We start from the raw sequence: 25,903 nt of genomic DNA, 5'->3' as shown, positions 1-25,903 counted from the left end.
TCGTAAATCTCCCGTGCTCCAACCAAATAAATGGATTTTCTCCAGTTAAATTTTGTGATTTCCTGGTCAAACTCAGTTTAGATGGAAAACATACAGTTAATTTTGTGATTTTTAACCGATCGGAACAAAAGAGAAGAGACGCTTTTAACTACATATTTTACAGTTAAATTAATTTTTCGGGAGAATTTCGCGTAAATAGATGTATATTTTACAGTTAATGGTATCTTTCCGCAACAGTAGCTGCTTCAAACCACAAACACCACCAACTATGTCCCCGCTCACCAATCTCGCTAATCGCGTCCCGAGCCGCGCTCGCCGATCACGCGAATCCGCATCCCGAGCCGCGCTCGCCGATCACGCGAATCCGCATCCCGAGTCCCGAGCCGCGCTCGTCTATCACCCGAATCACATCCCAAGCCGCGCTCGCCAATCACCCGAATCGCATTCCGATTTCCGCTCGCTAATCCCCGAAGAAAGACGCTAGATGTTCTGCTCATTTAAAGACAACATAAAGATTTGTCTTTTATATTTGAGAGTCCGTATACTACAGTCAGGAAGCTTAAACATAGATCATGATGTGAGGAGAATGCGAGAATGAGAACATTAGAAGATTTGGATAAGGTCATGTCAACACCTTCACCTGCTCTAATACAGTTTATGCAGGAACTAGAGGGAGATATTATGCTGCTTGGCGTCGGTGGGAAAATGGGGCCGAGTCTTGCTAGGCTAGCGATGAATGCCATTCGGGCAGCAGGTGTTGATAAAAAGGTTTATGGGGTATCGAGATTCTCCGAAAGTGGTTTGCAGGAAGAACTACAATCTTCCGGGGTAGAAACGATTGCTTGTGACCTGTTAAATGATGAAGCGCTTCAAGCGTTACCAGATGTTCCTAATGTGATTTACATGGCTGGCACGAAATTTGGGACTACGGGTAAGGAGCATTTCACTTGGGTGATGAATGCCTACCTGCCAGGTCGAGTTGCTGAGAAATTTAGTAAATCCCGTATCGTCGTATTCTCTACAGGCAATGTATATCCTTTCACACCGGTAACGTATGGTGGAGCTCATGAAGCGATTAGTCCAGCTCCGATCGGGGAATACGGTCAGTCCTGTCTTGGACGTGAGCGGATGTTCGAGCATTATAGTCACAAGAACGGAACACCGGTTTTGATCTATCGTTTGAATTATGCCATTGATTTGCGCTATGGAGTTCTGTTGGAAATTGCGAAGTCCTTGAAGGAAGGCCGCGCCATCGATCTATCCATGGGACATTTCAATTGCATTTGGCAAGGGGATGCGAATGAAATAGCAATCCGTTCTCTATTGGCTACGCAAAGCCCAGCTAATTTCTTAAATGTAACGGGACCAGAGACCGTATCCGTGAAATATGCGGCACAGCAGCTCGGGCAGCGACTGGGGATTGAGCCTATTTTCAAAGGTCAAGAGTCGGAAACAGCGCTACTTAGCAATGCAGCGAAGAGTATGCAGCTATTTGGATACCCACAAGTTTCTTTACTCCAAATGTTCGACTGGGTAGCAGAGTGGATTGAGCATGGGGGCAGTATGATTAATAAACCTACTCATTTTCAAGAGCGAGAGGGGAAATTTTAATGATGACGGTACGTAGGGAATTAACGAATGAGCAACGTATTGCATTGCATGAAGGGCTCGTCATACCGGCCCATCCGCTTGCCTTAACTGCAGATCGCCAATTGGATGAACAAAGTCAACGGGCATTGACACGTTACTATATGGCTTCGGGTTCTGGAGGTATTGCAGTTGGTGTGCATTCCACACAATTTGAAATTCGTGATCCGAAATATAATTTGTACGAAAAAGTACTTCGTATGGCTGCTGAAGAGGTGGACCGCGCAGGATTGACTCGTCCCTTTATTAAGGTTGCAGGCATCTGCGGCCCTACGGATCAAGCGGAGCATGAGACTGACATCGCGATTTCGCTTGGTTATGATGCTGCTTTACTATCTATGGGAGGCTTGACTGGTTGGACAGAAGCACAAATCTTGGAACGTACTGCTCGTATTGCCGAGAAAATGCCTGTCATTGGCTTCTATCTGCAGCCATCCGTTGGAGGTAAGGTATACAGCTTCGATTTTTGGAAGCAATTCGCGAACATTCCAGGCATTATCGCTATTAAAATGGCCCCCTTCAATCGCTATCAAACGATCGATGTGGTGCGTGCCGTCTGTTATTCAGAGCGTCGCGATGAGATTGCTCTCTATACGGGGAATGATGATAACATTATTAATGATCTTCTAACTGTTTATAAATTCCAAGTTGAGGGTAAGAACATAGAGAAAAGAATTGTAGGCGGTTTACTTGGACATTGGGCCGTATGGACGCAAAAAGCAGTGGAACTGTTAGATGAAATAAAAGCGGTGCGAATGAATCCTACACTTGCATCCGAGTGGCTTACTCGCAATATCGAAGTTACGGAAGCGAATGCAGCGTTCTTTGATCCTGCCAATGGCTTTGCTGGATGTATTCCGGGTATTCATGAAGTGCTCCGTCGACAAGGGTTGTTGAAAGGCACGTGGTGTTTGAATCCACATGAAGAATTGTCCCCAGGACAATCAGAAGAAATTGATCGCATGTACATGGACTATCCACATTTGAATGATGATGCATTCGTGAAAGCGAATCTCTCGAATTGGTTAGCCGAGTAAGGAAATGATAGCCCACCAGAGAAGTTTCTGTTACATTGAAAGAATGTAATAGACTTATTTTTTGGAGGGATTCCTATGCGCATTCGATTAGATCGGTTTCCACAAGGTGTTACCAAAGCATTAACGCTAAGTTACGATGATGGAAGGATACATGATCGCAGGCTTGTGCGTATATTGAATGAATACGGGCTTAAGGGAACGTTTCATTTGAACAGCAGTTTCTTGGGGAAAGAAGGCTATATTGAGGCATCCGAAATCGCATCCTTGTTCGAAGGTCATGAGGTATCTGCTCATACCATTGATCATCCTTTTTTGGAGCAATCGCCTATGGATCAAATCGTTCGAGAACTCTCGCAAGATCGCGAGTCATTAGAATCGTTAGTTGGCTATCCTGTGCGTGGCATGAGCTACCCGTTCGGAACCTACTCAGATCGCGTCATCCAGGCGCTTCCTACACTAGGCATTGAGTATGCGCGGACGGTTGCAAGCCACGGCAGTTTTCAAATGCCGAATGATTTCTTACAGTGGCACCCATCGTGTCATCATAAGAACATGCTTGAGCTTGCAGATACGTTCGTGCAGTTAGAACAAAGACATTCACGCATGGCGTTATTATATGTATGGGGACACAGCTATGAGTTTGAGAACGATAACAACTGGGAGATCCTTGAGCAATTTGGTGAGAAAGTAAAGGGCAGATCTGACATTTGGTTTGCAACCAATGCTGAAATTGTGGCCTATATGAAAGCGGTTGAAAACTTGCGGTTCTCTGCTAATTGTCGTATCATTCATAATCCTTCGGCCATCGCGGTTTGGCTAAGTGCTGAAGGCGAAATCGTGGAAATTCCTGCAGGTCAATTGGTTAAAATGTAGAAATTTTCTGAAAATTTTGTAAATTCGTTAGATTTGCTAATAGTTTCTTAACATTAATCAATTATGATATAGGTAACAAAACGTGTGAGTTATCCACAATAGGAATTTCAAAAATCGGAGGGATCAATATGGGATATCGATATGAGTTGGAAGAGAAGATTGAGGCATTACGCAATGAACTGAATCTTGCTAGTCAAACATACGGCCTATTGTCTGAAACGGTATTGAAACTTTCTATCGAGCTGGATGAACTGTTGAATGCCTATTATCAGTTTCAATTTCTCCGAACCATCGCTTAATTAAGTTGACCGAGTTTACACTTGCGGGTGTGCATCTCGGTTTTTTTATTTTTTGGTTACGTTAAACCTTGTTGTGACTTATCTTTGTTATCATGAACTGTGACAAGTTATTAAACGCTTGGAAGGAATTAGTAATTTTTGATAGAATGAATAGGAAGATGATCGGGGAATAAATTTGTACACATAAGGAGATAAAATTATGGAAAAAAACAAACTACTAAGAATGGACAATGTTAGCATTGTTGTAGAATCCCTTGATAACGCAATCTCTTTCTTCCAGGAGATTGGCTTGAAGCTTGAAGGGCGAGCTACTGTCGAAGGTGAATGGGCTGGTCGCGTAACTGGGTTGGGTTCACAGTGTGTAGAGATTGCTATGATGGTTACCCCAGATGGCCACAGTCGAATTGAACTTTCGCGATTTATCACACCGCCTACGATATCAGATCACCGAACCGCACCTGTAAATGCCCTCGGTTATCTACGCGTCATGTTCACCGTTGAAGACATTGACGAACTGGTATCCAGACTTACTAAGCATGGTGCTCAGCTCGTTGGCGAAGTGGTTCAGTACGAGAACTCATATCGCCTCTGCTACATTCGTGGAAATGAAGGACTTCTAATCGGTTTGGCGGAACAACTCGGTAATAAATAAGTGACGTTTAAGCAGTGTGAAAGACTAATGGGTACGAAGCTCAATAAGCCGCCTCTTCAAAGAGGCGGTTTTCTTGTCGTAAAACAACTTCAGGATTTAACATAGCCTTATTATTAAGAGCAGAGATTCGCCAAAGGTGATCCTTGGAAGGTTCCCATGAGCAAGGCTTCTACAAGCGCAGGAAAAGGAATATCTTCACGTGACTTCGCGATGCTAAGCAACAACGAAGTCGGAACCATTTCTTGATGGAAAGTTAGAATAGCGATATAGAGGGATGGTAATAAGAGCGTTGTAAAGAAAAAACACATAGCGCTGCGTGTGTGTACCAATCGTGTAAGCGATCATTTTCATCGCTGGACTCTTGATTTTTCTGCGCAGCATGGAGGTATTGATCGGAAGTGTTTCCGTAAAACCCTCACGAGGTCCTCGTACGACGGCTTCAGTACTTGGCTCGTTAATTGCGCGTTTCCCCATTTGGCCAAGCCTAATGCGAAGCAAGTGGAAACACCTTGAACAAAAAGTCCAACACAACCGCAAGATAAATGGGAAGTCAACTCATCCATATGTACAATTTCAGTGATATTCGAGATAGAGACAAGAGTAGATAAATCCTTGGCCGTGTAGTTCCACTCTTTTTTGTCCAAATTTGTCAGTGTTTAAACGCATGTGCGTAAAATGCATCACATCTTTCATTGATATTCGTTGTACACTCGCTCCCTAGGACATGGTATAATTTGTGAGGGAATTATAGGTATGTTACTAGATGCAGAAGTGGTAAATCAAAGGAGGATTCGTTCGAATGGCAGTATGGTTAGAGCAAGGAGATGTCGTACTATTTCAAGGAGATAGTATTACAGATGCTGGACGTATTCGTGACAATGGCAATGATTTAGGCAGAGGCTACGCACTTATGACAGCTGCTCAATTTTCAGCGAAATATCCAGAGAAACAAGTTAAATTCTTAAACCGGGGGATATCTGGCAATCGTGTGCCTGATCTTCAAGGTCGGTGGCAAGAAGACTGTCTGGATTTAAAACCTAATCTCGTTTCGATTTATATTGGTATCAATGATACTTGGCGCAGATTTGATCGTAATGATGGTACTTCGACTGAAATGTTCAAAGAGGGATATCGTCAACTTTTGGATCAAACGGCGAGTACAGGAGCGAAACTGCTTCTCATCGAGCCTTTTGTACTGCCTGTACCGGAAGATCGTAAGCTGTGGAGAGAAGATTTGGATCCGAAGATTACCGCTGTGCGTGAATTAGCAAGAGAATTCGGCGCGCGTTTAGTATGTTTAGATGGATTATTTGCACAAGCGTCAACGCAAGCTGACAGCGCTTTCTGGGCACCGGATGGTGTACATCCATCACCTGCTGGCCATGCATTAATTGCCAATGCATGGCTGAAGGCAGTCGGGGCAGCAGAGTAATTTATATGATGGGGTGAAGAAAAGCTTCCGCTTGTTAGCGTGAGGCTTTTTTCTTTGGAAGCGAAGAGGTCAATTTATGACGGATAGAGGTAAAGATAATAGCTAGTTCGCTGTCATCGTTTGCGGTTATATTTAAAGGTAAACATAATCCGATGTGAATGGAGAGGTATATCAATGAATAGTCGATATCTATTAGCTGCTTTGCTAGAAGCTGAAAGCGATCAGGGCAGTTTGTTTCAAGAAGGTTTACAAGTGGTAACAACACCTATAAGGCATACGGAAAGTCCTTTACTTACTGCTGTCTATAACGAGATTTCACCACTGATCAGTGAGTTCGGGAGCAAACCCATTGCAGCATTACCCTTTAGAGAGTGGGATTTGTATCGTTCAGTAGGAACGAGAATCGAATTCGAAGCGCTCTATTTCGATCGTCGTCGACGGTTAGCGGCTTTGGTTGTGGCGGCGCTGAAGGATGGCGTGGAACCTTATTTGGCCGCTTTGGAGAATACAATGTGGGCTATTTGTGATGAATATACATGGTGTCTGCCTGCTCATTTGATGAATCATGATGCTGCCGCAGAGGGAGAAGAATATAAACATATTGATTTGTTTGCTTCAGAAACGGCTCATGCGCTAAGTGAGACTTGCCATATGTTCCGTGCTCAGTTAAATGATCTCGTGGTGAGAAGGGTACAACGTGAAATTATGGCGCGGGTACTCGAGCCTTATATGACACTCAAGAGAGCCTTTTGGTGGGAAACGTGCGATATCAATTGGTCTGCTGTTTGTGCGGGGAATATCGGTATGACGGCAATCTACCTCATTCAGGATTCGAAAGCACTGATGCCTGTCATAGCGCGAGTTCTCGCATCGATGGATTGCTTTCTTGAAGGTTTTTCGGAAGAAGGCGCTTGTTTGGAAGGCTTAGGCTACTGGTATTATGGTTTCGGCTACTATGTGTACTTTAGTGAACTTCTGAAGCAGCGTACAGGCGGCAAAGTGGATATTCTTCAGTCGAATGTCAAAGCTCGCAAAGTGGCTCAATTCCCACAAAGCTGCTTCCTGCAAGGCAATCATATTGCAAATTTCTCCGACTGCTCACGGAAAAATGGCATCCAAATTGGCATCTTCAGCCGTTTGTGCGAGCAGTTTGCTGAGATTAGGATTCCGACTTTGGACAATCAGCCAGTAACGATTGATCATTGTGGCCGCTTCGCTAGCGCGATACGGAACGTGGTGTGGTTGAATGAAGATCTGCTTCGTGAGCGAGAAGGAATGCCGTTGCAGACGGATGTCTTGCCAGAAGCACAATGGATGGTGAGCAGGGCGAAGGTGGGCAGCAAGCTCGTTAGCTTTGCAGCCAAAGGCGGCCATAACGATGAGCCCCATAATCACAATGACATCGGACACTTTCTATGGATCGTAGATGGGATCAGATGGTTTGAAGATTTGGGGGCAGGTCTATACACGAAGCAATATTTCGGTGAGGAGCGGTATTCAATCCTTTGTAACAGCTCAGCGGGTCATAGCGTTCCAATCATCAACGGTAAACACCAGGAAGCAGGCATCCAGCATCGTGCGCAGGTACTTGGAGTGGCATGCAGCGATGCAAGTGACCGGTTCCAGCTTGAGCTCAGTCAAGCTTATGCTGTGCCAACCCTGGAGAAGCTTGAGCGAAGTTTTGAGTTTGATAAACTGCGAGGCAAGTTGACTATTTCGGATTCCTTTGAGTTCCGTGAGTCTGGCGCTTCGGTAACGGAACGTTACATTACACAGCACAAGCCAGTTATCGTGCAGGAAGGTGAAATCCGATTGGAGCTTGGTTTGCGTGAGGATGATATGCAGATGCAGGCTCGGAAAGGTAAACAACAACTGATTCGATATGATGCGAAACAGTTGAAAGCTTCGATTCAAGCCGTGGAGCATCAAAACCACCAAGGCGGAACAGAGCTTGTCTACTTAATTGATCTATCTGCGGTTGAGGTGGGAAATCAGGTGAGTATACGGGTTACGTTAGAGCTGGAGTAGACTCGAGGGTAATTAGATGGAGAACCTACAGCATTCTTGGGTATCAGCTGATAAAGCAGAGATCAGCCCGAATTAACTGTAGGTTTTACTATCCTAATCGTTCAACCACAGCCCGAATTGCTGCCGATACTGCAGTGGGGTTAGGCTGGTTTTGATTTTGAACATACGAGAGAAATAGTTCGCATTCTCAACACCAAGCTCATAAGATATTTGAGAAATCGGCTTCACGCTAGTAGCGAGGAGCTTTTTGGCTTGTTCAATTTTGATGCTGTGTACGAAATGAAGCGGTGCCTGCCCGGTTTGTTTGATAAACAATTTACGCAAATGAGAATCACTCAGCTGAACCAGCTCCGCCAGCTCCTTAATTTCAGGCATCAGTTGTGGATGCGAATGTAGAAAATGGATGATCGTATGGATTCGCTTATCCAAGTGTGAATAACTGGAGCTCATCTCCGTCACATCTCCATGATTCAGCAGCTCATATAATATGCGAAGCAATGAAGACTGCTGCAGTAAATGCACATAAGCTGTCGCATCATTCTCAGGAATAAGCATCTCGAGGACAATACGTTCTACCCTGTTAGTCTGATCCTCATATACATTCGGAAGATTCAGAAGCTGTAACCAACTGCGGTTGCTGACTAAGGAGATTTCGGCATCGAAATTAATGCTAGTTAGCAATAACTCATCCGAAATGGCGTGAAAGCTAATCAAGCTATGAGCAGGCAGAATGATGATTTGACCTTCTTTGCACCGAAAGGAAGATTGATCAATATCGAGTTGGAAGCTTCCTTGATGCACATACCACATTACACAGTGACGTAATCTGCGCTCTTTGCCTTGCCAACGATAATCTAGTTGATACTGTGTAATATGCAGAAATCGGATTTCTAGCGCTTCGATCATCATCTGCAAAGAATTCATTGCGCATCCCTCCGCACCACGGATCTCGTCATTTCCTATTATTCTATCATGCTCGTCTCAACTAAACGATACACATGTTGGGTGCAGAGGAGGCACTGAATTCGTTTAATCCTGAGGCACGACGCCCTTAATTTCTTCGTTGCGGTTTAACCGATCCTCACCATTGACTAGGAAAGTGCGGATACGCGATGTATCGCCGCCCCATTCGTCGATTTTGAACTTGACCTCAGGCGTTGTATAGCGAACTGAAAAGGCTACACGCGGTATATTCGATGTGTTATTTTCAGAACCATGAAAGGTAGCTTCATTGAAGAAGGCAATCTGACCCGGTGACATCTCAAGATCTATCGCTAACGATTCATCGATTGATTCCGCTGGCAAGCCTTGCTCAAAAGCACTTTGATCAGTTCCCGTCGAAACATGCTCAACGATTGACATGTGTGTGCCAGGAATCACGCGAAGACACCCATTTTCACGAATCGACCACCCTAAGCTCACCCATGCTGTTGCATTGATCGCTGGTTCCATTGGCCAATAATTGATATCCTGGTGCCATGGGATGAATTTATCATTATTAGGCTCTTTGTACCAGAAGTGCATGGCCCACAGCACCAAGTCATCTCCGAGAATCTGCTTCATCGCGTTAACGATACTTGGGTGCGTAGCTAGCGTATAGGCCCAATGATGCCGTTGATGCCAGGCGGACAGATTCATTTTGGTAGGACCTGGTTCGAATTTATTCTGTTCAATTACTTCGAAAAAACGGTTATAGTACAATTCGGATTCCTCAAGTGATAGTCCCTGCATAGGACCGCTATAACCTTCGTTGACATATTGACTGAGTGAGAATGGGTTCCCTTTAGTTATCATGCGTGTAACCTCCCATATTTGCTAGCTTATATTACTTGCATAAGGTAATTGTAAGCTTCTCGGCACTTTCGAATAAGGAGGTAAAACGATTATGAATAGCACAAAACGATTGTTTTGATGGCAGCTTTTGATCTCCCTTCGGTGTTAACTATTCGATCCCCTACACCAATAGAAGAAAGATTGTAGAACTTTAGGAAGGGATACCAAAGAACTATGTCGAATAGATAGTACAATAGGCCTATTAAGGGCAAATAGCTTAGGTTATTCGGATAAAGGAGTCCTACGGATGACAATTCCTGCAACGACAACATTGGATTTGAATTTACTGCAAATGATGCTGGATGATATTGAAGACTCTATTTACATTATGAAAGTGACAGGTGCGGAGATCACGTATTACTACGTTAATAATGCCGCAACGAAATTTAGTGGAATCACGATGGAACAAATGGGAACAACTTTTTTTGAATCGAATTCGAGCTGTATGGCAAATTACTTATATAATAAATATGCCAGAGTAGTCGATGAACGTCGAACGATTCGATACGAGGATGGCGTTAAATTACCTAATGGGACTGTAAGCGGCGAGAGCATTTTAACGCCTATATTGGATGAGCATGGGAATGCTAGTTTTATTTTTTCCGTGACTCGGGATATTACTGAGCGCAAACTGCATGAGAATACGCTGTACAATTATGCTTATCAAGATGATCTCTCTAACCTGTTCAATCGGAGATATTTACTCGAGCATGTATTGGAGCCGCCTACGATTTATTTAATGGATTTGGATAATTTCAAAAATATAAATGATACTTTCGGCCATCAGGCTGGAGACTCGGTACTTGTTGAAGTCGCTTGTCGACTAATCGAGGTGTTTGGAGATAGTCGTTATACGCTTGTGCGCTTAGGCGGTGATGAATTCGTAGTTGTGGATTCCATTCCTTCTGCCCACATTAAAGAGACGGCGGAGCAGTTGAGCGAGCTGTTCCATGAACCGTTCCGTGTAGATGAACATGCAGTTAAAGTGAATGTGAGTATCGGGATTGCCGAGCGTAAGCATGATGAAACGATTCAAGATCTGCTAAAGCAAGCGGATATAGCTTTGTACACAGCCAAGGGAACGGGTCGCAAACGCTATCATTTGTATGAAGCATCTTCAAAATACGATCATGTCGAGAATTTCATCCACGAGTTAGCACTTTCGCAAGCGATGGATAAGGATGAACTTCTTTTGCATTATCAGCTTATTTATAATCCAGCATCAGCAAAGGCGATTGGTGCGGAAGCGCTCTTAAGATGGCATTGCGAGAATGGCGGGTACATACAGCCAGGTGACTTTATTCCAATAGCTGAGAAAACAGGGCTTATTGTGCCTATCGGCTACTGGGTTATTCGTCAAGCCTGTAAAGATTGGCATCAATTAAAGTCTGTTTACGATCCTTCGTTCAAAATATCCGTCAATATCTCACGCATCCAACTCAATGAATTGAATTTTGTTGCCCAAGTCTTGCAAATATTGCAAGAGGAAGGGGTAGACCCAACCGCCATGGAACTTGAGATTACAGAAAGTACGACTTTGCACTCGCTGCAAGAAGTACAACTCATTCTGGGGAAGCTGCGACATGCAGGCTTTACCATCGCATTGGATGATTTTGGAACGGGATATTCATCATTAAGTATGCTAACGCATCTGCCGATTGATAAGCTGAAAATTGATCGCGTTTTCATCTCAGATGGCAATGTGCCATTAATTGCGGCTATTCTAGCCATGGCGAAGGCTCTGAATTTATTGGTTGTCGCAGAAGGCATCGAAACAAGTGATCATTTCCAAATGCTCGCCGACATGCAGTGCTGGGGCATTCAGGGCTATTACATTAATAAGCCTATGCCTTATATGGATCTACCTACCCACCTAGAGATTATAAATCGGTAATTTTCAAGTGTCTTCATTCGCTGTTGAGCGTTTGGGGGCACTTTTTTTGGTTCTGTAATCGGTTATGATAAAATAACAACGGTTAATTAAGCCTGGGAGGTCACTTATGAAAGCATTAATCTTCGAACAATTCGGCGGTCCCGAAGTTCTTCAATATAAAGAAATTCCAGACCCTACGGTAAATGGGGATCAAATTCTGGTTAGGACGAGAGCGATAGGTCTTAATTTTGCAGATATCTATCGTCGCAAAGGAAATTATCATTTGGCTGGTAATCCGCCGTATATTCTTGGGTATGAAGGTGCCGGGGTCGTCGAGTGGGTGCCTGAGCACATTCAGCATATTCAGATCGGCGATCGGATCGCGTTTGCTGACGTCCCATTTGCTAATGCAGAGCTAATCACAGTTCCTGTAGATCGTGCGATTCCGCTGCCTGCGGACATCTCATTTGAACATGCAGCTGGTCTGCTACTGCAAGGCATGAGTGCGCATTACTTGGTGAACGACAGCTATCGCGTCCATGCTGGCGATGAAGTTCTGATCCATGCCGCTGCGGGCGGTGTGGGTCAGCTTTTGATCCAATTGTGCAAAAGTAAAGGTGCAAAGGTGATCGGACTCACCTCATCCGAGGCTAAAAAGCATGTCGCGTTAACCGCGGGTGCAGACGAAGTCTTCCTCTATTCTGCGGACTGGGTCCAGGAAGTGTTGAAGTGTTCTCATGAAAAAGAAGGTGTCCAGGTAGCTTATGATTCTGTTGGGTCCACCTTATCTGACAGCTTCGCTGCGGTAAGAACGAGGGGGACTGTCGTTTTCTATGGAATGGCAGGAGGTGACCCAACACCTGTGGATCCAAGAATGCTGATGGATACGTCCAAGACCTTAACCGGTGGTGACCTCTGGAATCACGTAACTAGCCTAGAGAATCGGATCCGTCGAGCGAATGTTTTGTTAGGAGCACTTCGTGAGGGGAGTCTGAAACTGGATACACTGACGATGTTCTCACTGAAGGATGGCGCTGAAGCCCATCGCTTACTCGAGAGTAGACGGAGTACAGGCAAAATTGTACTAATACCATGAGAGGAAAATGGTAACTTCCACGGGAGAATTTTGAACATATAGTCCATGGAGCTGCTTATCTTAGGTATTCTCGCTATGTCCAAAGCATGTTAACTTTAAGTGGTAGTTATTTAAAGGAGGCTGGAATGTGCAATGAGCATAAACAAATTGAGAATTGGTGTTATCGGTGCAGGTTCAATTTCAGATTTGCACTTTGCGTCATATACGAAATCAGAGGATGCTGTTATTGTCGCTGTCTGTGACCTTAATCGTGAACGAGCAGCCGCGAAAGCAGAGAAATATGACATTGCGAACATTTATACCGATTATAACGAGCTATTGGCTAACCCTGAGATTGACGCTGTGAGCATTTGTACATGGAACAATACGCATGCCGAGATCAGTATCGCTGCTCTTCATGCTGGCAAGCATGTGTTGGTTGAGAAGCCGCTATGCAAGTCCGTAGAAGAAGCTATCCGTATACAAGACGCAGTTCATAAAACAGGGAAGATTCTACAAGTTGGATTTGTGAGAAGATATGATACGAATGCTCAGCTAGTGAAGCATTTTATAGATAATGGTCAATTAGGTGAGATTTATTATGCGAAAGCCTCTTGCCTTCGTCGATTAGGTAATCCAGGCGGTTGGTTCTCGGATGTTGAGCGCTCTGGCGGCGGACCGTTGATTGATATTGGCGTACACGTCATTGATGTGTGTTGGTACTTAATGGGCAAGCCGAAGCCAGTAGCGGTGAGCGGACATACGTATAACAAGCTTGGTAATCGGAAAAATGTGAAAAACTTATCCTTTTATAAAGCAGCGGATTATGATGCAGAACGCAATACCGTTGAGGATTTGGCGAATGTGTTGATCCGTTTTGACAATGGGGCTTCCCTCATGGTGGACGTTAGTTTCACACTTCATGCTAAGAAGGATGAAATCACTATCAAGCTCTATGGTGATAAAGGCGGCGTTGAGCTAGAGCCTGAAATTGTGCTCGTAACGGAGATTTTGGATACGATTACGAATGTGACGCCACAGATCAATAACAAATCGATCGATATCAACAGCGCTTTTCAAAATGAAATCAATCATTTCGTAGCTTGCTGCCAAACTGGTGAGACGCCGATTAGTCCGGTTGAAGATGGTCTTGAAATCATGAAAATCCTATGCGGTATTTATGAATCCGCAGCGAAGGGTCAAGAAATTAGATTATAGCCCGAATGAATCGGAGCAGGAGGAACGCATATGAAGTTAGGGGTTAGCACATATAGCTTGTATCAGGCGTTAAAGTCTGGCGAAATGTCGATCATGGACGTCATCGATTGGATTGCGGATCAGGGAGGTGAACATGTCGAGATTGTACCATTGGGGTATGATTTACCGGGTAACTTTGCGCTTGCGGATGCGATTCGTGAGAGGGCTCAGGCTCGAGGTATTGATATTTCCAATTATGCCATCGGCGCTAATTTCCTAACTGAGACAGAGGAACAGTATCAGCAGGAAATCGAGCGAGTGAAGGGTGAGGTCGATCTTGCTGCTAGATTAGGTGTTACCAAAATGCGGCACGACGTTGCTCGAAGTGAGGATCTCTCGATTCGTAATTTCAATGCCAACTTGGATCGTTTAGCAGAAGCTTGTCGTCAAATTGCTGATTATGCGAACCAATTTGGGATTGTTACGAGCGTTGAGAATCACGGCTTCTTCGTGCAGCATAGTGAACGTGTTCAAGCCCTGATCCATGCTGTTGATCGTGCGAACTTCCGGACAACCTTGGATGTAGGTAATTTTGTATGTGTAGACGAGGATTCCGTTGCCGCGGTGACGAATAATCTTCCTTATGCTTCAATTGTTCATGTGAAGGATTTCTACATTCGTCCCTCTAATCAGAATCCAGGAGAAGGCTGGTTCAAGTCATCGTACGGTACCTATTTGCGCGGAGCGATTGTGGCTCAAGGTGATTTGAATATTCCTGAAATTCTGCGTGTGGTCAAAAGCTCAGGCTACGATGGTTACATCTCTCTGGAATTTGAGGGGATGGAAGAGTGTAAGCGAGGCACATTGATCGGATTACAAAATATCCGAAGAATTTGGGACGAAATTAACTAAAGCTAAGCTCGCGATAAGGAGTGTTTATACGAAATGCTAATCAATCCAATTGGTATAATGGTAGATAGCCTGCGTCTCGGACTACGAGATGGATTAAAGAAATCGAAAGAGCTTGGCGCCGATGGTGTCCAGATTTATGCAGTTTCTGGAGAGATGGATCCTGCTAACTTAACGCCTGGAGCGCGTAAGGAGTTACGTGACTACATCGCGTCATTGGATCTTCAAATCTCAGCCCTGTGCGGTGATCTAGGTGGGCATGGCTTTCAAGATCAAACTGTAAATGCAGCAAAAATTGAGAAATCGAAGCGCATTCTTGATCTAGCTGTTGAGTTGGGTTCGAACGTGGTGACGACGCACATCGGTGTTGTACCAGAAGATCGGAACGGCCCCATCTATCAAACGATGCTGCAAGCATGTGAAGAACTGGGTGTGTATGCGAGCAGCTTAGGCGCATATTTCGCCGTAGAAACAGGGCCGGAAACGTCGGCGCATTTGAAAAGCTTTCTAGATAACCTATCCACCAAAGGTGTCTCCGTTAACTTTGACCCAGCGAATATGGTAATGGTGACTGGGGATGATCCAGTTCAAGGTGTCTATACGCTGAAAGATTATATCGTTCACACGCATGTGAAGGACGGCATTCGCCTTCGTCAAGCTGATCCGCGTGAAGTGTATGGTTCACTTGGCTATAAGCCAATGTCACACGAGAGCATCGCTGAGGCGGCAACATCCGGCGATACGTACCGCGAGCTAGCGCTAGGTGAAGGGCATGTTGATTTCGGACGCTACTTTGCGGCGCTGCAAGAAATTGGCTACAAGGGTTATTTAACTATTGAGCGTGAAGTTGGCGCACAGCCAGAGAAAGATATTGCCAGTGCGATTGCTTTCATTCAAAAGTATAAATAAAGTGGTAGGGACCTCGCCGTTGGCGAGGTTTTTTGCATATAGTAACGACGTAGGATCAACACCCAATATTTACAAATTGGGCTTCTTAATCTTCCAAAATAAGAGTAAAATAAAGGACAAGAGGAGGATTGATTTATGATGAGTACACTCAGGAGTTTCACGGATTCGGAACAGCAGATTTCGTTGGAATTGAGAGATGATCATTTGACGGTGCTTCGTTTCTACGGTGAAACATCCATTTTTCCTTTCAAAAATATTTCACTTGCCTCTGATCCCATTCCCGAATACCCCCTTAATCGTGTTGCCCTAACGGTTATTGATTTCAACACGGGTGTAACCGATTTCAAATTTTCGTCGAATTTACTAGACTTTGAGATTTTCGTCCAAAAGCTGCTCGACGTGCATAGTGAATTTATTCCGAATCATTCAATTTCATAAGCTAAATGTTTGTAAAAACCGCCTCAGCGGTTTTTTTGTGTCTAGTCGTGGAAATCTCGAGCGAATGGAGGAGAATATTCTCGCATTCTGCGCGAATTCCACTATCATCACCATACTAATCAGAAACATTGAGTAGCAGTAACACCAGTAACAGTAGCGCCAGTAGCAACACCAGTAACAGCACCAGCACCAGCACTAACACAGCACAAGCCCTAGCACCAACACAGCACAAGCCCTAGCACCAACACAGCACCAGCACCAGCACCAACACAACACCAGCCACACTAACTGGAAAACATACATCTAATTTCACTTGAAACGTCGAAAAATTTCAAATAAATGTAAAAAGTACAGTTAAAATCGGGCTTTTGCGTCAATTTGGCAGGAATCCAGAGAAATAGCTGTACAATTTCCATCTAATGTCTTAAATGGGGTGAAACCAGTGGAAATAGATGGAGTTTTTCCAGTTATTTCAATCGGCGGTGATGGAATGTGGCTGCACTTAACCAGCATAAGTTACGTTTACTTTAAATACGGATGCCGGAATACATCCGGCGTCTGTCCAACTGCTTTGCGGAAGGTCGAAATGAAATGAGATGCATCGAGAAAGCCCGTTGCCTCGGCGATTTGCTTGACTGTCAGATCAGGCTGCGCGATCAGCAATTCTTTGGACTTCTGCAGGCGCAGCTGGAGCAGGTACTGGTACGGAGAGAGTCCGAATGCGCGGCGAAATAAGGTATTCACATGCTGCGCAGAGACACCGAGCTGTGTCGCCATCCAGCTAAGCCCGACGTGAGCGGCGCCGAAGCTATGCTCCAGCTCTAGCAAAAGCGGCAGAAGACGCTCATGGCTTTGCGAGAAGGAGGCACTCTTGTTGATAATGCCGTGCTTCTTCAGCAACGTCAGGAATTGATAGATTTCTATGGAACCGTTGGTTCCGGTGAAGTCGTGACTATCGCGATATTTATGATAGTAATACTCATGAATACTAGCAAGCGGCGTCTCGGATCCCCAACTAATAGGTGTAGAAAGCGGGATTTCCAACGCATGCACAATAGAAGCAGCTAATGCACCATCGAAGGTTAAATACCAAGTCGACCAAGAGCTGTCTGGCACTTGATAGGCATGAGGGACGCCAGCTGCTAGCAGCATACCTTGCCTTTCACTCAGCTTGACAGGACCGCTGTCTAGTATAATTTCGCCACTGCCGGAGATCGTTTGCAGCCAATGAAAACAAGGATAACCCTCGTCTCGTTCATAATGTTGCTGTTCGCACTCATATCCGATCGTTTCGAGAATGAGAGGGAGCTTGCGGTCCGTTTCAGTAATGACAAAAAACTTTCTATAGTCAATCGCCAAGGAGTAACCATCTCTTTCATTTTTTAATATATAATGCGTCGTTTCTTATATTTTAAAAGAAATAATTGTCTTGTACAATAAGGGGGTAAACTAATTTCTTATCTAATCATGTAAAGTGAGGAATATCATCCATGGCGAATAAATTTGTATACACAGCTCCTACAAACGGTTACCCCGAATGGAATAATAATCCCCAAATATATCAATTGAATCGCTTGGAAGCACGCGCGACCCTCATGCCTTATCATACAGAAGCAGAAGCGCTGGCTGGCGTGCGGGAATCATCGCAATTTTATCAAAACTTAAATGGGACATGGAAATTTCATTGGGCAGAAAATGCAGAAGGTCGTCCGGAGGAGTTCTACAAAACAGACTTTGACACCACCAATTGGGTGGATATGCCTGTGCCGTCACATTGGCAACTGCATGGTTTTGATTTCCCGCAGTACACGAATATCATTTATCCATGGGTCGGACATGAGGATCTTAAGCCTCCATTTGCCCCAGTGAAGTATAATCCTGTTGGCTCTTATGTGCGCAGTTTTTCGATCCCTGAGGGTTGGAATGGTCAACCGGTATATCTGAGCTTTCAAGGTGTGGAGTCCGCGTTCTATGTATGGGTGAATGGTGATTTGGTTGGCTTTAGCCAAGATTCGTTTACACCAGCGGATTTTGATATTACACCATATTTGATAGATGGTGAGAACAAGCTAGCCGTAGAAGTGTATCGATGGAGCGATGCAAGCTGGTTAGAAGATCAGGATTTCTGGCGTTTGAGCGGAATCTTCCGTGATGTGTATCTGTATACGACACCAATAGCACATATTGCTGATTTCAAAGTAAATACGAATCTGGACGGGGCTTGCGAGGATGCTGAACTGCACATTCAAGCTACGATCACCAACTATGATGGGAAGAGTCAAGGTGTACATCATGTGGAAGCGATGTTATATGATGCTGACCAGCAAGCCCTATGGGAAGAGCCGCTTCGTGTAGGCATTCAAACTAGCAACAATATGAGCCAATCCGTGGAATTGTCTGCGCATATGGATCGACCAGCCAAATGGAGTGCTGAAAGTCCATACCTGTACACGCTTGTTCTTCGATTGTGGGATGAAGAAGGAAAGCTCCTAGAGACGGAAAGCTGTAAGGTTGGTTTCCGTAAGTTTGAAATTGAAGATGGTTTGATGAAAATTAACGGCGAAGTTATTGTGTTCAAGGGTGTGAACCGTCATGAATTTGACTGCGATCGTGGACGTTCAGTCGATGCGGAAAGTATGCTTGCCGATATTTTGCTCATGAAACAATATAATATTAATGCTGTACGGACTTCACATTACCCGAATAATCCGCTATGGTATGAACTTTGTGATCAATACGGGTTGTATGTCATTGATGAAACAAATCTAGAAACGCATGGTTCCTGGTCGTATGGGCAGGAGGAATTGGGGGAAACGGTGCCAGGAAGCCGACCTGAATGGACAGGTGCTGTACTGGATCGAGCGAACTCGATGCTGCAAAGAGACAAGAATCATCCCTCTATCGTGATCTGGTCGCTAGGCAACGAGTCTTCAGGCGGGGACAATTTCTTGAAAATGCATGATTTCTTACGTGAAACCGATCCTTCTCGTGTTGTTCACTATGAAGGTGTATTCCATTGGAGAGAATCCGACCGAGCATCAGATATCGAAAGTCAAATGTATTCCAAAATTGAAAAGATCGAAGAATATGCCAAAAATAATCCGAAAAAGCCGTTTATCCTCTGTGAGTATAGCCATGCGATGGGGAACTCTTGCGGTAACCTAAATAAATATTGGGAGTTGTTTGATCAATATCCTATCCTACAGGGCGGCTTCATTTGGGATTGGATCGATCAATCCATTCGCACAACGACCCCTGATGGCGTCACGTATCAAGCGTATGGCGGCGATTTTGGTGACGCACCAAACGATGGCAACTTCTGTGGCAATGGCTTGATCTTCGCTGATCGCTCAGTGTCGCCGAAGCTATACGAAGTGAAGAAGTGCTACCAGAATGTGAAGTTCGAAGCGGTAGATGCAACTAAGGGGCAAATCAAAGTTACGAATCAATTCTTGTTCACTAACTTGAATGAATTTGATTGGATTTGGACGATTTCACGCAATGGTGTTGTAGAAAGCCAAACGTACAATGGATCATTTGCGGTCGCGCCTGGTGAAACGACTACAATTGAGTTGGCACTTGACGCTGTCAACAGTCGTTTCCCTAACGATGAATTCGTGTTATCGCTGAGTTTGGTTTTGAGCGACGATACATTATGGGGAGTTAAGGGGCATGAAATCGCATGGGAGCAGTTTATTCTTCCGGCAGTGAATGTTGCGGCGAATGCACGCAACTGGGAAGCGGAAAAAGAATCCGCGGCTACACTCTCTGCAGAAGCAGCTGTTCAAGTCGTGTTTACAGCAGATGGTATCAGCTTGCAAGGAGAGCGTTTCGTACTCCAAGTTGACGCAAGAACTGGCAATATCAGTTCCTATTTGTTTGACGGGGTCGAACTATTCCAAACAGGTCCAGTACCTAACTTCTGGCGTGCCTATACTGACAACGATCGTGGAAATCAGCACCACATTCGTTGTGCACCTTGGCAAGAAGCAAGCAGCGGGCGTAAGCTCATTTCCTTGAACGCGAAATCATTGGATGCAGGGCGTGCTGAGGTTCGGGTAGGTTATGAACTGGCGACTAAGCCTGCTTCTGAGGTGCAGCTTGTTTACACAGTGTCCGCAAACGGAGAAGTTGAAGTTGGCATGGGATTAACGCCGGGTGATAAATTGCCAGAAATTCCTGAAGTAGGCGTCATGTTCGAACTAGATGCTGCTTTCGAGCATTTAACGTGGTACGGCCGCGGGCCGCACGAGAATCACTGGGATCGTAATAGCGGCGCAAAGCTTGCGCTTCATAACGGGACAGTCGCCGAGCAATTCGTTCCGTACTTGCGTCCACAAGAATGCGGCAATAAGACGGATGTTCGCTGGGCGACGATAACGAATGCGGCTGGGCGCGGACTCCGAATCGCGGGCTTGCCAACGGTTGAGCTCAATGCTTTACCGTACTCGCCATCCGAGCTGGAGGCGCACGATCACCCGTATAAGCTGCCTGCGAGTGATAAAGTTGTGGTACGTGTGAATTACAAGCAGATGGGCGTTGGCGGAGACGATAGCTGGGGAGCAAGAACACATCCTGAGTTTACGCTATTCGCGAACCGAACGTATGCATATAAGTTCACATTCCAAGGCATCTAGTAGATGAGAAAAGCCGTTCCAAGGTGGTTTCGCCTGTGGAACGGCTTTTTGGATATTTATTTGGGATTTGGTGCAAGCGAAGCAGACCGTTTGTTTATTGGGATTGAGGTCTACAGGAGTGAGATAGTCGAAAAAATCGACTATCTCGAGTGAAATGAGCGCTTGTGGGAGTGAGATAGTCGAAAAAATCGACTATCTCGAGTGAAATGAGCGCTTGTGGGAGTGAGATAGTCGAAAAAGTCGACTATCTCGAGCGAAATGAGCACTTGTGGGAGTGAGATAGTCGAAAAAGTCGACTATCTCGAGTGAAATGAGTGCCTGTGGTTCTGAGATAGTCGAAAAAATCGACTATCTCGAATGAAATGAGTGCCTGCGGTTCTGAGATAGTCGAAAAAATCGACTATCTCTAGCGAAATGAGCGCTTGTGGTTCTGAGATAGTCGAAAAAATCGACTATTTCTAGCCAAATGAGCGCTTGTGGTTCTGAGATAGTCGAAAAAATCGACTATCTCGAATGAAATGAGCACTTGTGGTTCTGAAATAGTCGAAAAAATCGACTATCTCACCACGATGTAAGACCATCAGGAAACGTAACAGACGGTTTTTCGCATTTATTAATACTCCACCGAGTTAGAGAGCTAAGGCGGCAGCAACTAATACAATAGAGCGATTCGCGTTTGACCAGAATGAGCGTGGGTGATAAGTTTAATGGAGAATTATATGACAGCTAGGTATCGGGAGAAAGGTGGATTTACACATGACAGAACATACATCTAAACCAGTTATAGGACTTATCGGCACAGGGGTTATGGGGAAAAGCATGGCGGGACATTTTATTGAGGCAGGTTATGAGGTTCATGTATATACACGTACAAAAGCCAAAGCGCAGGAGCTAATGGAAAAGGGCGCAAATTGGCAGGACACGCCTGGCGCAATAGCTCAGAAGTGTCAGGTCATTATGACTATGGTTGGATTTCCAAGCGATGTCGAGGACATCTATTTCGAGCAAAATGGCATCCTTGCCATGGCAGAGCCAGGTAGCTTCCTGATTGATTTGACGACGTCGAGCCCGTCTCTAGCCAAACGGATTTATGAGGAAGCGCTGACGCGTCAGCTATTCTCCTTGGATGCACCCGTTTCAGGTGGAGATATTGGGGCAAGAGAAGCGCGATTGTCCATTATGGTCGGTGGCGCTCGTGATGTGTTCGAGCAGATGCTGCCTATTTTCCAAAAGATCGGCACGAATATCGTCCATCAGGGTGAAGCAGGTGCGGGGCAACACACGAAGATGTGCAATCAAATTGCGATTGCAAGCAACATGATGGGTGTCGTCGAAGCGCTTGTCTATGCGAAGAAAGCGGGACTGAATCCGACAACTGTGCTGCAAAGTATTGAAACAGGTGCCGCGGGCAGCTGGTCCTTAAGTAATTTGGGGCCTCGCATGATTGCAGACAATTTTGCGCCTGGCTTCTATGTGAAACATTTTATTAAAGATATGAAGATTGCTTTACAATCGGCAGAAGAAATGAACGTAGAGCTTCCGGGCTTGACGCTTGCCAAATCACTCTATGAACAATTAGCTGCAATGGGCGAAGAGGATAGTGGTACCCAAGCGTTGTATAAATTAATTAATAAATAAATAAACGTGTGCTTGTCCACATGGAGGTCGATTTATGAAAATCGTGATTGCACCTGATTCGTTTAAAGGCAGTCTTAGCTCTGAAGAAGCGGCGAAGGCGATACGAGAAGGGATTCTGCGGGCTATGCCAACAGCAGAAACCGTCCTCATTCCGATGGCTGACGGGGGAGAGGGAACCGTAGATAGCCTTATACAGGCGACGCACGGTAGCAAGATCTCTGTTCCCGTGCGAGGACCGTTGCAAGATGAGGTAATGGCCTCATATGGCGTCCTAGGAGATGGCGTTACGTGTGTGATTGAAATGGCGTCAGCTTCCGGACTCGTGCTAATTCCAGCAGAGCACCGAAATCCACTGCTGACGACAACCTACGGCACAGGTCAGTTAATTCGCCATGCGCTCGATCATGGCTATCGTTCTTTCATTCTTGCGCTTGGTGGAAGTGCAACAAACGATGGTGGAAGCGGCATGCTTCAAGCGTTGGGCTTGCAACTCCTAGACGCGGATGGGCGCGAGATTGGTGCAGGAGGACAAGCCCTGTCTCACCTAAAGCGAATCGATGCCTCGAAGTGGGATGAACGAGTCATCAGTGAATCGCGGTTTATCATTGCATCCGATGTCACGAACCCATTCATTGGTCCGCATGGGGCATCGCATATCTTTGGACCGCAGAAAGGTGCGACACCGGAGATGGTTGAAGCCCTCGATGCAGCGCTCACCCACTTCGCAGATTTGATGGCAGCTCATACGGGGATTGCTGTGCATCATCTGCCTGGGGCTGGAGCCGCGGGCGGGTTAGGCGGTGCGTTTCAAGCTTTCTTCCCTGCAAGCACGAAGCGAGGGATCGACGTGGTGATCGAGATGACCAAGTTAAATGAGCAGCTGCAGGATGCCCAGCTCGTCATCACCGGTGAAGGACAGACGGATGCCCAGACAGCCTCAGGCAAAGCGCCGATGGGGATTGCGCAGGCTGCTTCGAAGCATGGTGTGCCTGTTATCGTTTTATCAGGATCCGTTGGGCAGGGCATTGAGAAGCTTTATGAGTATGGCATGACGAGTATTCTCAGCATTGTGAACGGCCCGATGACGCTTCAGGAGGCGATGCGTCGCACGCCTGAGCTAATAGCACAGAAGGCTGAGCAAATCATGCGTACTTTTCTGGCAGGACAACGGATGAACAACGGATAGTTCTACCCAAACGAGAGATCTGATTCGAGAAGAGTTTGCTGCGAAGGGCTTATCTTATATGCCAGGCTCTTAGCGAATGAAAGAGGTATACCCAGAAGCTCCTAGTCATAAATAAGGTTATTATGATGTGTAAAGGAGTAAGCTCATGACAATGGCAACCCATTTGTATGTAGCGACAACTGGAAATGATAATCACGATGGAAGTAAAGAAACGCCATTCTTAACGATAGCCAAAGCACAGATGACAGTTCGAAGCATCATCCAAAATGGGATGAACGACGATGTCATCGTCTTTGTGTTCGGCGGTACGTACTATTTAGACAATACATGGAAATTGGATGAGCGCGATTCAGGTCGAAATGGCTACCACGTAAGGTATTGCAATGTGCCTAGTGAAGAAGTCAAAATCGTTGGTGGAAGACCTGTTACGAACTGGGAACCATATAGTTCCGACTTGTGGCGGGCGTGGATAGGATGTGGAAGTAACTTCCATACCTTATATGCGGATGGCGAACGCCTAGCTAAAGCACGATTGCCAGCAACGGGGTACTTTCTAGTGGATGGGGAACCTGAGGCCGCCTTCCGAGATGGTATTTACTATCGTGAAGGAGACATTCCAGATGGGTGTGACCTTAATCAAGCTCAGGTATTCATTTGGCCAGGGAAAGGGGAATGGAACTGGTTTTCAGAGCTGCGATCCTTGAAATCTCATGATGTTGAGGCTAGATATGTGGCATTTCAGCAACCTTCGATTTGGGAAATAGGCGAAGGTTCACGCTATTTTATTCAAGGCACACTTGATTTTCTTCAAGCTCCTGGCCAATTTCACTATGAGGAAAAGGACGGATGGCTCTACTACAAGCCGAGAAAAGGTTCTCCGTTACACCAAGAGATTATCGCACCAACGGTCACAAGGTTGATTGAGATGAAAGGTAAAGATCACGATGAGCCTATTCAGCATCTTCACTTTTATGGACTCCACTTCTCCTGCACAGACTTCTGGTTGGATTATCAAATGATTCATGAAGACGAGGGTTTGAGTAATGTTGAGCGGGATGAACACCGAGAAGGATTGGTTTACATGCAGAATGCGACGGATATCGAAATCTCGCACTGTCAACTAATCAACGCTGGAAGCTGTGGAATTTTCTTGGATCATCAAACGCGAAGCATTCGGATCCAAGGCAATCTTATAGCGCATTTGGGGTATATGGGGATATGTGCCTCAGGCTTTTCACCGCTTCAAGGTTCATTTACTTCAGCAGGAGCCTCTTACACCAATAAAGAGCATCGTATAACGAATAACGTGATTCGGTATGGTGGTGAGCTGATCGGGCATGGCTGCGGAATTCTGCTGTATCAAAGTGGACATAACGAGATTTCCCATAATCAGATATCACATATGCCGCGCTATGGTATCTCCTTGAAAGGCTTGCGTCACAAGGTTATGCCAGCAAACATTTACGGAATGTCAGTTACTTGGGAGAATCATTGGGATTTCCTGCATACTAGGAATAATTACATTGCTTATAACGATATTTCGAATGTCATGATCGACAGTCAGGATGGCGGCATGATTGAATCATGGGGAGTTGGGACGCAGAATACGATTCATGGGAACCGCTTACATAACAGTGGGATTCACTTTTCTTTCGGCTTTGGCATTTATTTGGATGATGCTTCAGATTACTTCACGGTTTCCCAGAATGTACTGACGGGTCTCTATAGCACAGGCGAAGGGAAGCTCTGGATGCTCATTTTTTCCAAAGGCATTGGCAACCTCATTCAAGGAAATTTGCTCGTATCCAATCCAGATGCTATAGCTGCTATTGGTACACAAGAGATGGCAGGCGAAGACAATAAAGATGTCGCGGTGAAAGGGAACATCATTTATAATTCAGGCTACCTCTACTACTTCGTCAATTGGCGGGATGATAAGTTTGCTGAAGCAGATTGTAATCTCTATTGGTCAGATCTGGCTAAAGGCGTTTGTCAGGTTGCAGGGAAACTACCATTGCCATCATTAGGTACAGATTTGTTAGGTCGAGATGTCTATGACTGGCAGGCGTGGCGCTCCTTACTCGGTGGCAAATTCGATACACATTCGCTCATCGCGGATCCGCAATTGAAACAATTACCAGATGGGAAAATTCTCCTTGAGATAACGTCACCTGCCTATGCTCTTGGTTGGGTTGAGATCGAAGACAAACAAATAGGGCCAAAGTAAATTCATCATAATG

The 25,903-nt window shown here is 45.3% G+C and carries 20 protein-coding genes and 1 pseudogene; 17 read left to right on the top strand and 4 right to left on the bottom strand.

Annotated elements, in window-relative coordinates; translation table 11 throughout:
* Positions 1-594: 594 nt before the first annotated feature.
* The 5 genes from ASG89_RS18710 to ASG89_RS18695 all read left to right on the top strand — a co-directional run bounded on the left by ASG89_RS18710 (position 595) and on the right by ASG89_RS18695 (position 4,508).
* On the top strand, positions 595-1,611 hold the full coding sequence (locus tag ASG89_RS18710) for an NAD-dependent epimerase/dehydratase family protein (protein ID WP_057312391.1): 1,017 nt from the start codon (positions 595-597) through the stop codon (positions 1,609-1,611).
* Positions 1,611-2,684 carry a dihydrodipicolinate synthase family protein gene (locus tag ASG89_RS18705; protein WP_414813277.1) on the top strand — a complete coding sequence of 358 codons (1,074 nt, stop codon included), beginning with the start codon at positions 1,611-1,613 and terminating at the stop codon, positions 2,682-2,684. Before ASG89_RS18710 ends, ASG89_RS18705 begins: the two co-directional genes overlap by 1 nt.
* Before the next feature lie 75 nt (positions 2,685-2,759).
* The gene (locus ASG89_RS18700) at positions 2,760-3,557 is read left to right on the top strand and encodes a polysaccharide deacetylase family protein (RefSeq protein ID WP_057312389.1); all 798 of its coding nucleotides are present in this window, start codon (positions 2,760-2,762) and stop codon (positions 3,555-3,557) included.
* A gap of 128 nt (positions 3,558-3,685) precedes the next feature.
* Complete coding sequence (locus ASG89_RS35690; RefSeq protein ID WP_082593394.1) at positions 3,686-3,856, top strand: aspartyl-phosphate phosphatase Spo0E family protein; 171 nt, start codon at positions 3,686-3,688, stop codon at positions 3,854-3,856.
* Positions 3,857-4,055: 199 nt separating this feature from the next.
* The gene (locus tag ASG89_RS18695; protein WP_057312387.1) at positions 4,056-4,508 is read left to right on the top strand and encodes a VOC family protein; all 453 of its coding nucleotides are present in this window, start codon (positions 4,056-4,058) and stop codon (positions 4,506-4,508) included.
* A gap of 155 nt (positions 4,509-4,663) precedes the next feature.
* Here ASG89_RS18695 and ASG89_RS18690 read toward each other — a convergent pair.
* Positions 4,664-5,023 (bottom strand): annotated as a pseudogene (locus tag ASG89_RS18690) (spore germination protein); the annotation flags it as partial.
* A 284-nt stretch (positions 5,024-5,307) separates the two neighbouring features.
* Between ASG89_RS18690 and ASG89_RS18685 the strand changes: the two are divergent.
* Positions 5,308-5,940 carry an SGNH/GDSL hydrolase family protein gene (locus tag ASG89_RS18685; RefSeq protein ID WP_057312383.1) on the top strand — a complete coding sequence of 211 codons (633 nt, stop codon included), beginning with the start codon at positions 5,308-5,310 and terminating at the stop codon, positions 5,938-5,940.
* Positions 5,941-6,114: 174 nt separating this feature from the next.
* A complete protein-coding gene (locus tag ASG89_RS18680; protein WP_057312381.1) occupies positions 6,115-7,968 on the top strand; it encodes a heparinase II/III domain-containing protein in 1,854 nt (617 codons plus the stop codon).
* Between the two features lie 93 nt (positions 7,969-8,061).
* Here ASG89_RS18680 and ASG89_RS18675 read toward each other — a convergent pair whose 3' ends face one another.
* Both ASG89_RS18675 and ASG89_RS18670 read right to left on the bottom strand, forming a co-directional pair.
* A complete protein-coding gene (locus ASG89_RS18675; protein ID WP_057312378.1) occupies positions 8,062-8,892 on the bottom strand; it encodes an AraC family transcriptional regulator in 831 nt (276 codons plus the stop codon).
* A gap of 105 nt (positions 8,893-8,997) precedes the next feature.
* Positions 8,998-9,762 carry a phytanoyl-CoA dioxygenase family protein gene (locus ASG89_RS18670; protein ID WP_057312376.1) on the bottom strand — a complete coding sequence of 255 codons (765 nt, stop codon included), beginning with the start codon at positions 9,760-9,762 and terminating at the stop codon, positions 8,998-9,000.
* 286 nt (positions 9,763-10,048) lie between these two features.
* On the opposite strand from ASG89_RS18670, the gene ASG89_RS18665 reads away from it, so the two are divergent.
* From ASG89_RS18665 to ASG89_RS18640, 6 genes are all read left to right on the top strand, one after another.
* Complete coding sequence (locus ASG89_RS18665) at positions 10,049-11,695, top strand: GGDEF domain-containing phosphodiesterase (RefSeq protein ID WP_057312374.1); 1,647 nt, start codon at positions 10,049-10,051, stop codon at positions 11,693-11,695.
* A 106-nt stretch (positions 11,696-11,801) separates the two neighbouring features.
* Positions 11,802-12,770: a quinone oxidoreductase family protein gene (locus ASG89_RS18660; RefSeq protein ID WP_057312373.1), complete on the top strand. Its 969-nt coding sequence runs from the start codon at positions 11,802-11,804 to the stop codon at positions 12,768-12,770.
* A 132-nt stretch (positions 12,771-12,902) separates the two neighbouring features.
* Positions 12,903-13,967 carry a Gfo/Idh/MocA family protein gene (locus ASG89_RS18655; protein WP_057312371.1) on the top strand — a complete coding sequence of 355 codons (1,065 nt, stop codon included), beginning with the start codon at positions 12,903-12,905 and terminating at the stop codon, positions 13,965-13,967.
* Positions 13,968-13,997: 30 nt separating this feature from the next.
* Positions 13,998-14,858, top strand: a complete 861-nt coding sequence (locus ASG89_RS18650; protein ID WP_057312369.1) for a sugar phosphate isomerase/epimerase family protein — start codon at positions 13,998-14,000, stop codon at positions 14,856-14,858.
* A 33-nt stretch (positions 14,859-14,891) separates the two neighbouring features.
* Positions 14,892-15,764 carry a sugar phosphate isomerase/epimerase family protein gene (locus ASG89_RS18645; RefSeq protein WP_057312367.1) on the top strand — a complete coding sequence of 291 codons (873 nt, stop codon included), beginning with the start codon at positions 14,892-14,894 and terminating at the stop codon, positions 15,762-15,764.
* 135 nt (positions 15,765-15,899) lie between these two features.
* The gene (locus tag ASG89_RS18640; RefSeq protein ID WP_057312365.1) at positions 15,900-16,202 is read left to right on the top strand and encodes a hypothetical protein; all 303 of its coding nucleotides are present in this window, start codon (positions 15,900-15,902) and stop codon (positions 16,200-16,202) included.
* Positions 16,203-16,724: 522 nt separating this feature from the next.
* Here ASG89_RS18640 and ASG89_RS18635 read toward each other — a convergent pair.
* Complete coding sequence (locus tag ASG89_RS18635; protein ID WP_057312363.1) at positions 16,725-17,561, bottom strand: AraC family transcriptional regulator; 837 nt, start codon at positions 17,559-17,561, stop codon at positions 16,725-16,727.
* A gap of 131 nt (positions 17,562-17,692) precedes the next feature.
* Here ASG89_RS18635 and ASG89_RS18630 point away from each other — a divergent pair, with 131 nt between their 5' ends.
* From ASG89_RS18630 to ASG89_RS18615, 4 genes are all read left to right on the top strand, one after another.
* On the top strand, positions 17,693-20,839 hold the full coding sequence (locus tag ASG89_RS18630) for a glycoside hydrolase family 2 TIM barrel-domain containing protein (RefSeq protein ID WP_057312361.1): 3,147 nt from the start codon (positions 17,693-17,695) through the stop codon (positions 20,837-20,839).
* 756 nt (positions 20,840-21,595) lie between these two features.
* Positions 21,596-22,477, top strand: a complete 882-nt coding sequence (locus tag ASG89_RS18625) for an NAD(P)-dependent oxidoreductase (RefSeq protein ID WP_057312359.1) — start codon at positions 21,596-21,598, stop codon at positions 22,475-22,477.
* A 34-nt stretch (positions 22,478-22,511) separates the two neighbouring features.
* On the top strand, positions 22,512-23,663 hold the full coding sequence (locus ASG89_RS18620) for a glycerate kinase (RefSeq protein ID WP_057312358.1): 1,152 nt from the start codon (positions 22,512-22,514) through the stop codon (positions 23,661-23,663).
* 145 nt (positions 23,664-23,808) lie between these two features.
* Positions 23,809-25,890, top strand: coding sequence for a right-handed parallel beta-helix repeat-containing protein (locus ASG89_RS18615; RefSeq protein WP_057312357.1), 2,082 nt, complete (start codon positions 23,809-23,811; stop codon positions 25,888-25,890).
* Positions 25,891-25,903: the final 13 nt, after the last annotated feature.

The sequence above is a fragment of the Paenibacillus sp. Soil766 genome (assembly GCF_001428105.1).
Classification (GTDB): Bacteria; Bacillota; Bacilli; order Paenibacillales; family NBRC-103111; genus Paenibacillus_E.
Note: the sequence above shows the minus strand (reverse complement) of the source record. Positions and strands in the feature narration are given on the sequence as shown.

Excerpts from the sequence above, each read along its gene's own strand:
- ASG89_RS18620 (WP_057312358.1), top strand. The coding sequence starts at position 22,512 with ATGAAAATCGTGATTGCACCTGATTCGTTTAAAGGCAGTCTTAGCTCT.
- ASG89_RS18645 (WP_057312367.1), top strand. The coding sequence starts at position 14,892 with ATGCTAATCAATCCAATTGGTATAATGGTAGATAGCCTGCGTCTCGGA.
- ASG89_RS18625 (WP_057312359.1), top strand. The coding sequence starts at position 21,596 with ATGACAGAACATACATCTAAACCAGTTATAGGACTTATCGGCACAGGG.
- ASG89_RS18650 (WP_057312369.1), top strand. The coding sequence starts at position 13,998 with ATGAAGTTAGGGGTTAGCACATATAGCTTGTATCAGGCGTTAAAGTCT.
- ASG89_RS18670 (WP_057312376.1), bottom strand. The coding sequence starts at position 9,762 with ATGATAACTAAAGGGAACCCATTCTCACTCAGTCAATATGTCAACGAA.
- ASG89_RS18630 (WP_057312361.1), top strand. The coding sequence starts at position 17,693 with ATGGCGAATAAATTTGTATACACAGCTCCTACAAACGGTTACCCCGAA.
- ASG89_RS18695 (WP_057312387.1), top strand. The coding sequence starts at position 4,056 with ATGGAAAAAAACAAACTACTAAGAATGGACAATGTTAGCATTGTTGTA.
- ASG89_RS35690 (WP_082593394.1), top strand. The coding sequence starts at position 3,686 with ATGGGATATCGATATGAGTTGGAAGAGAAGATTGAGGCATTACGCAAT.
- ASG89_RS18665 (WP_057312374.1), top strand. The coding sequence starts at position 10,049 with ATGACAATTCCTGCAACGACAACATTGGATTTGAATTTACTGCAAATG.
- ASG89_RS18640 (WP_057312365.1), top strand. The coding sequence starts at position 15,900 with ATGATGAGTACACTCAGGAGTTTCACGGATTCGGAACAGCAGATTTCG.
- ASG89_RS18700 (WP_057312389.1), top strand. The coding sequence starts at position 2,760 with ATGCGCATTCGATTAGATCGGTTTCCACAAGGTGTTACCAAAGCATTA.
- ASG89_RS18680 (WP_057312381.1), top strand. The coding sequence starts at position 6,115 with ATGAATAGTCGATATCTATTAGCTGCTTTGCTAGAAGCTGAAAGCGAT.
- ASG89_RS18705 (WP_414813277.1), top strand. The coding sequence starts at position 1,611 with ATGATGACGGTACGTAGGGAATTAACGAATGAGCAACGTATTGCATTG.
- ASG89_RS18675 (WP_057312378.1), bottom strand. The coding sequence starts at position 8,892 with ATGAATTCTTTGCAGATGATGATCGAAGCGCTAGAAATCCGATTTCTG.
- ASG89_RS18710 (WP_057312391.1), top strand. The coding sequence starts at position 595 with ATGAGAACATTAGAAGATTTGGATAAGGTCATGTCAACACCTTCACCT.
- ASG89_RS18615 (WP_057312357.1), top strand. The coding sequence starts at position 23,809 with ATGACAATGGCAACCCATTTGTATGTAGCGACAACTGGAAATGATAAT.
- ASG89_RS18685 (WP_057312383.1), top strand. The coding sequence starts at position 5,308 with ATGGCAGTATGGTTAGAGCAAGGAGATGTCGTACTATTTCAAGGAGAT.
- ASG89_RS18660 (WP_057312373.1), top strand. The coding sequence starts at position 11,802 with ATGAAAGCATTAATCTTCGAACAATTCGGCGGTCCCGAAGTTCTTCAA.
- ASG89_RS18655 (WP_057312371.1), top strand. The coding sequence starts at position 12,903 with ATGAGCATAAACAAATTGAGAATTGGTGTTATCGGTGCAGGTTCAATT.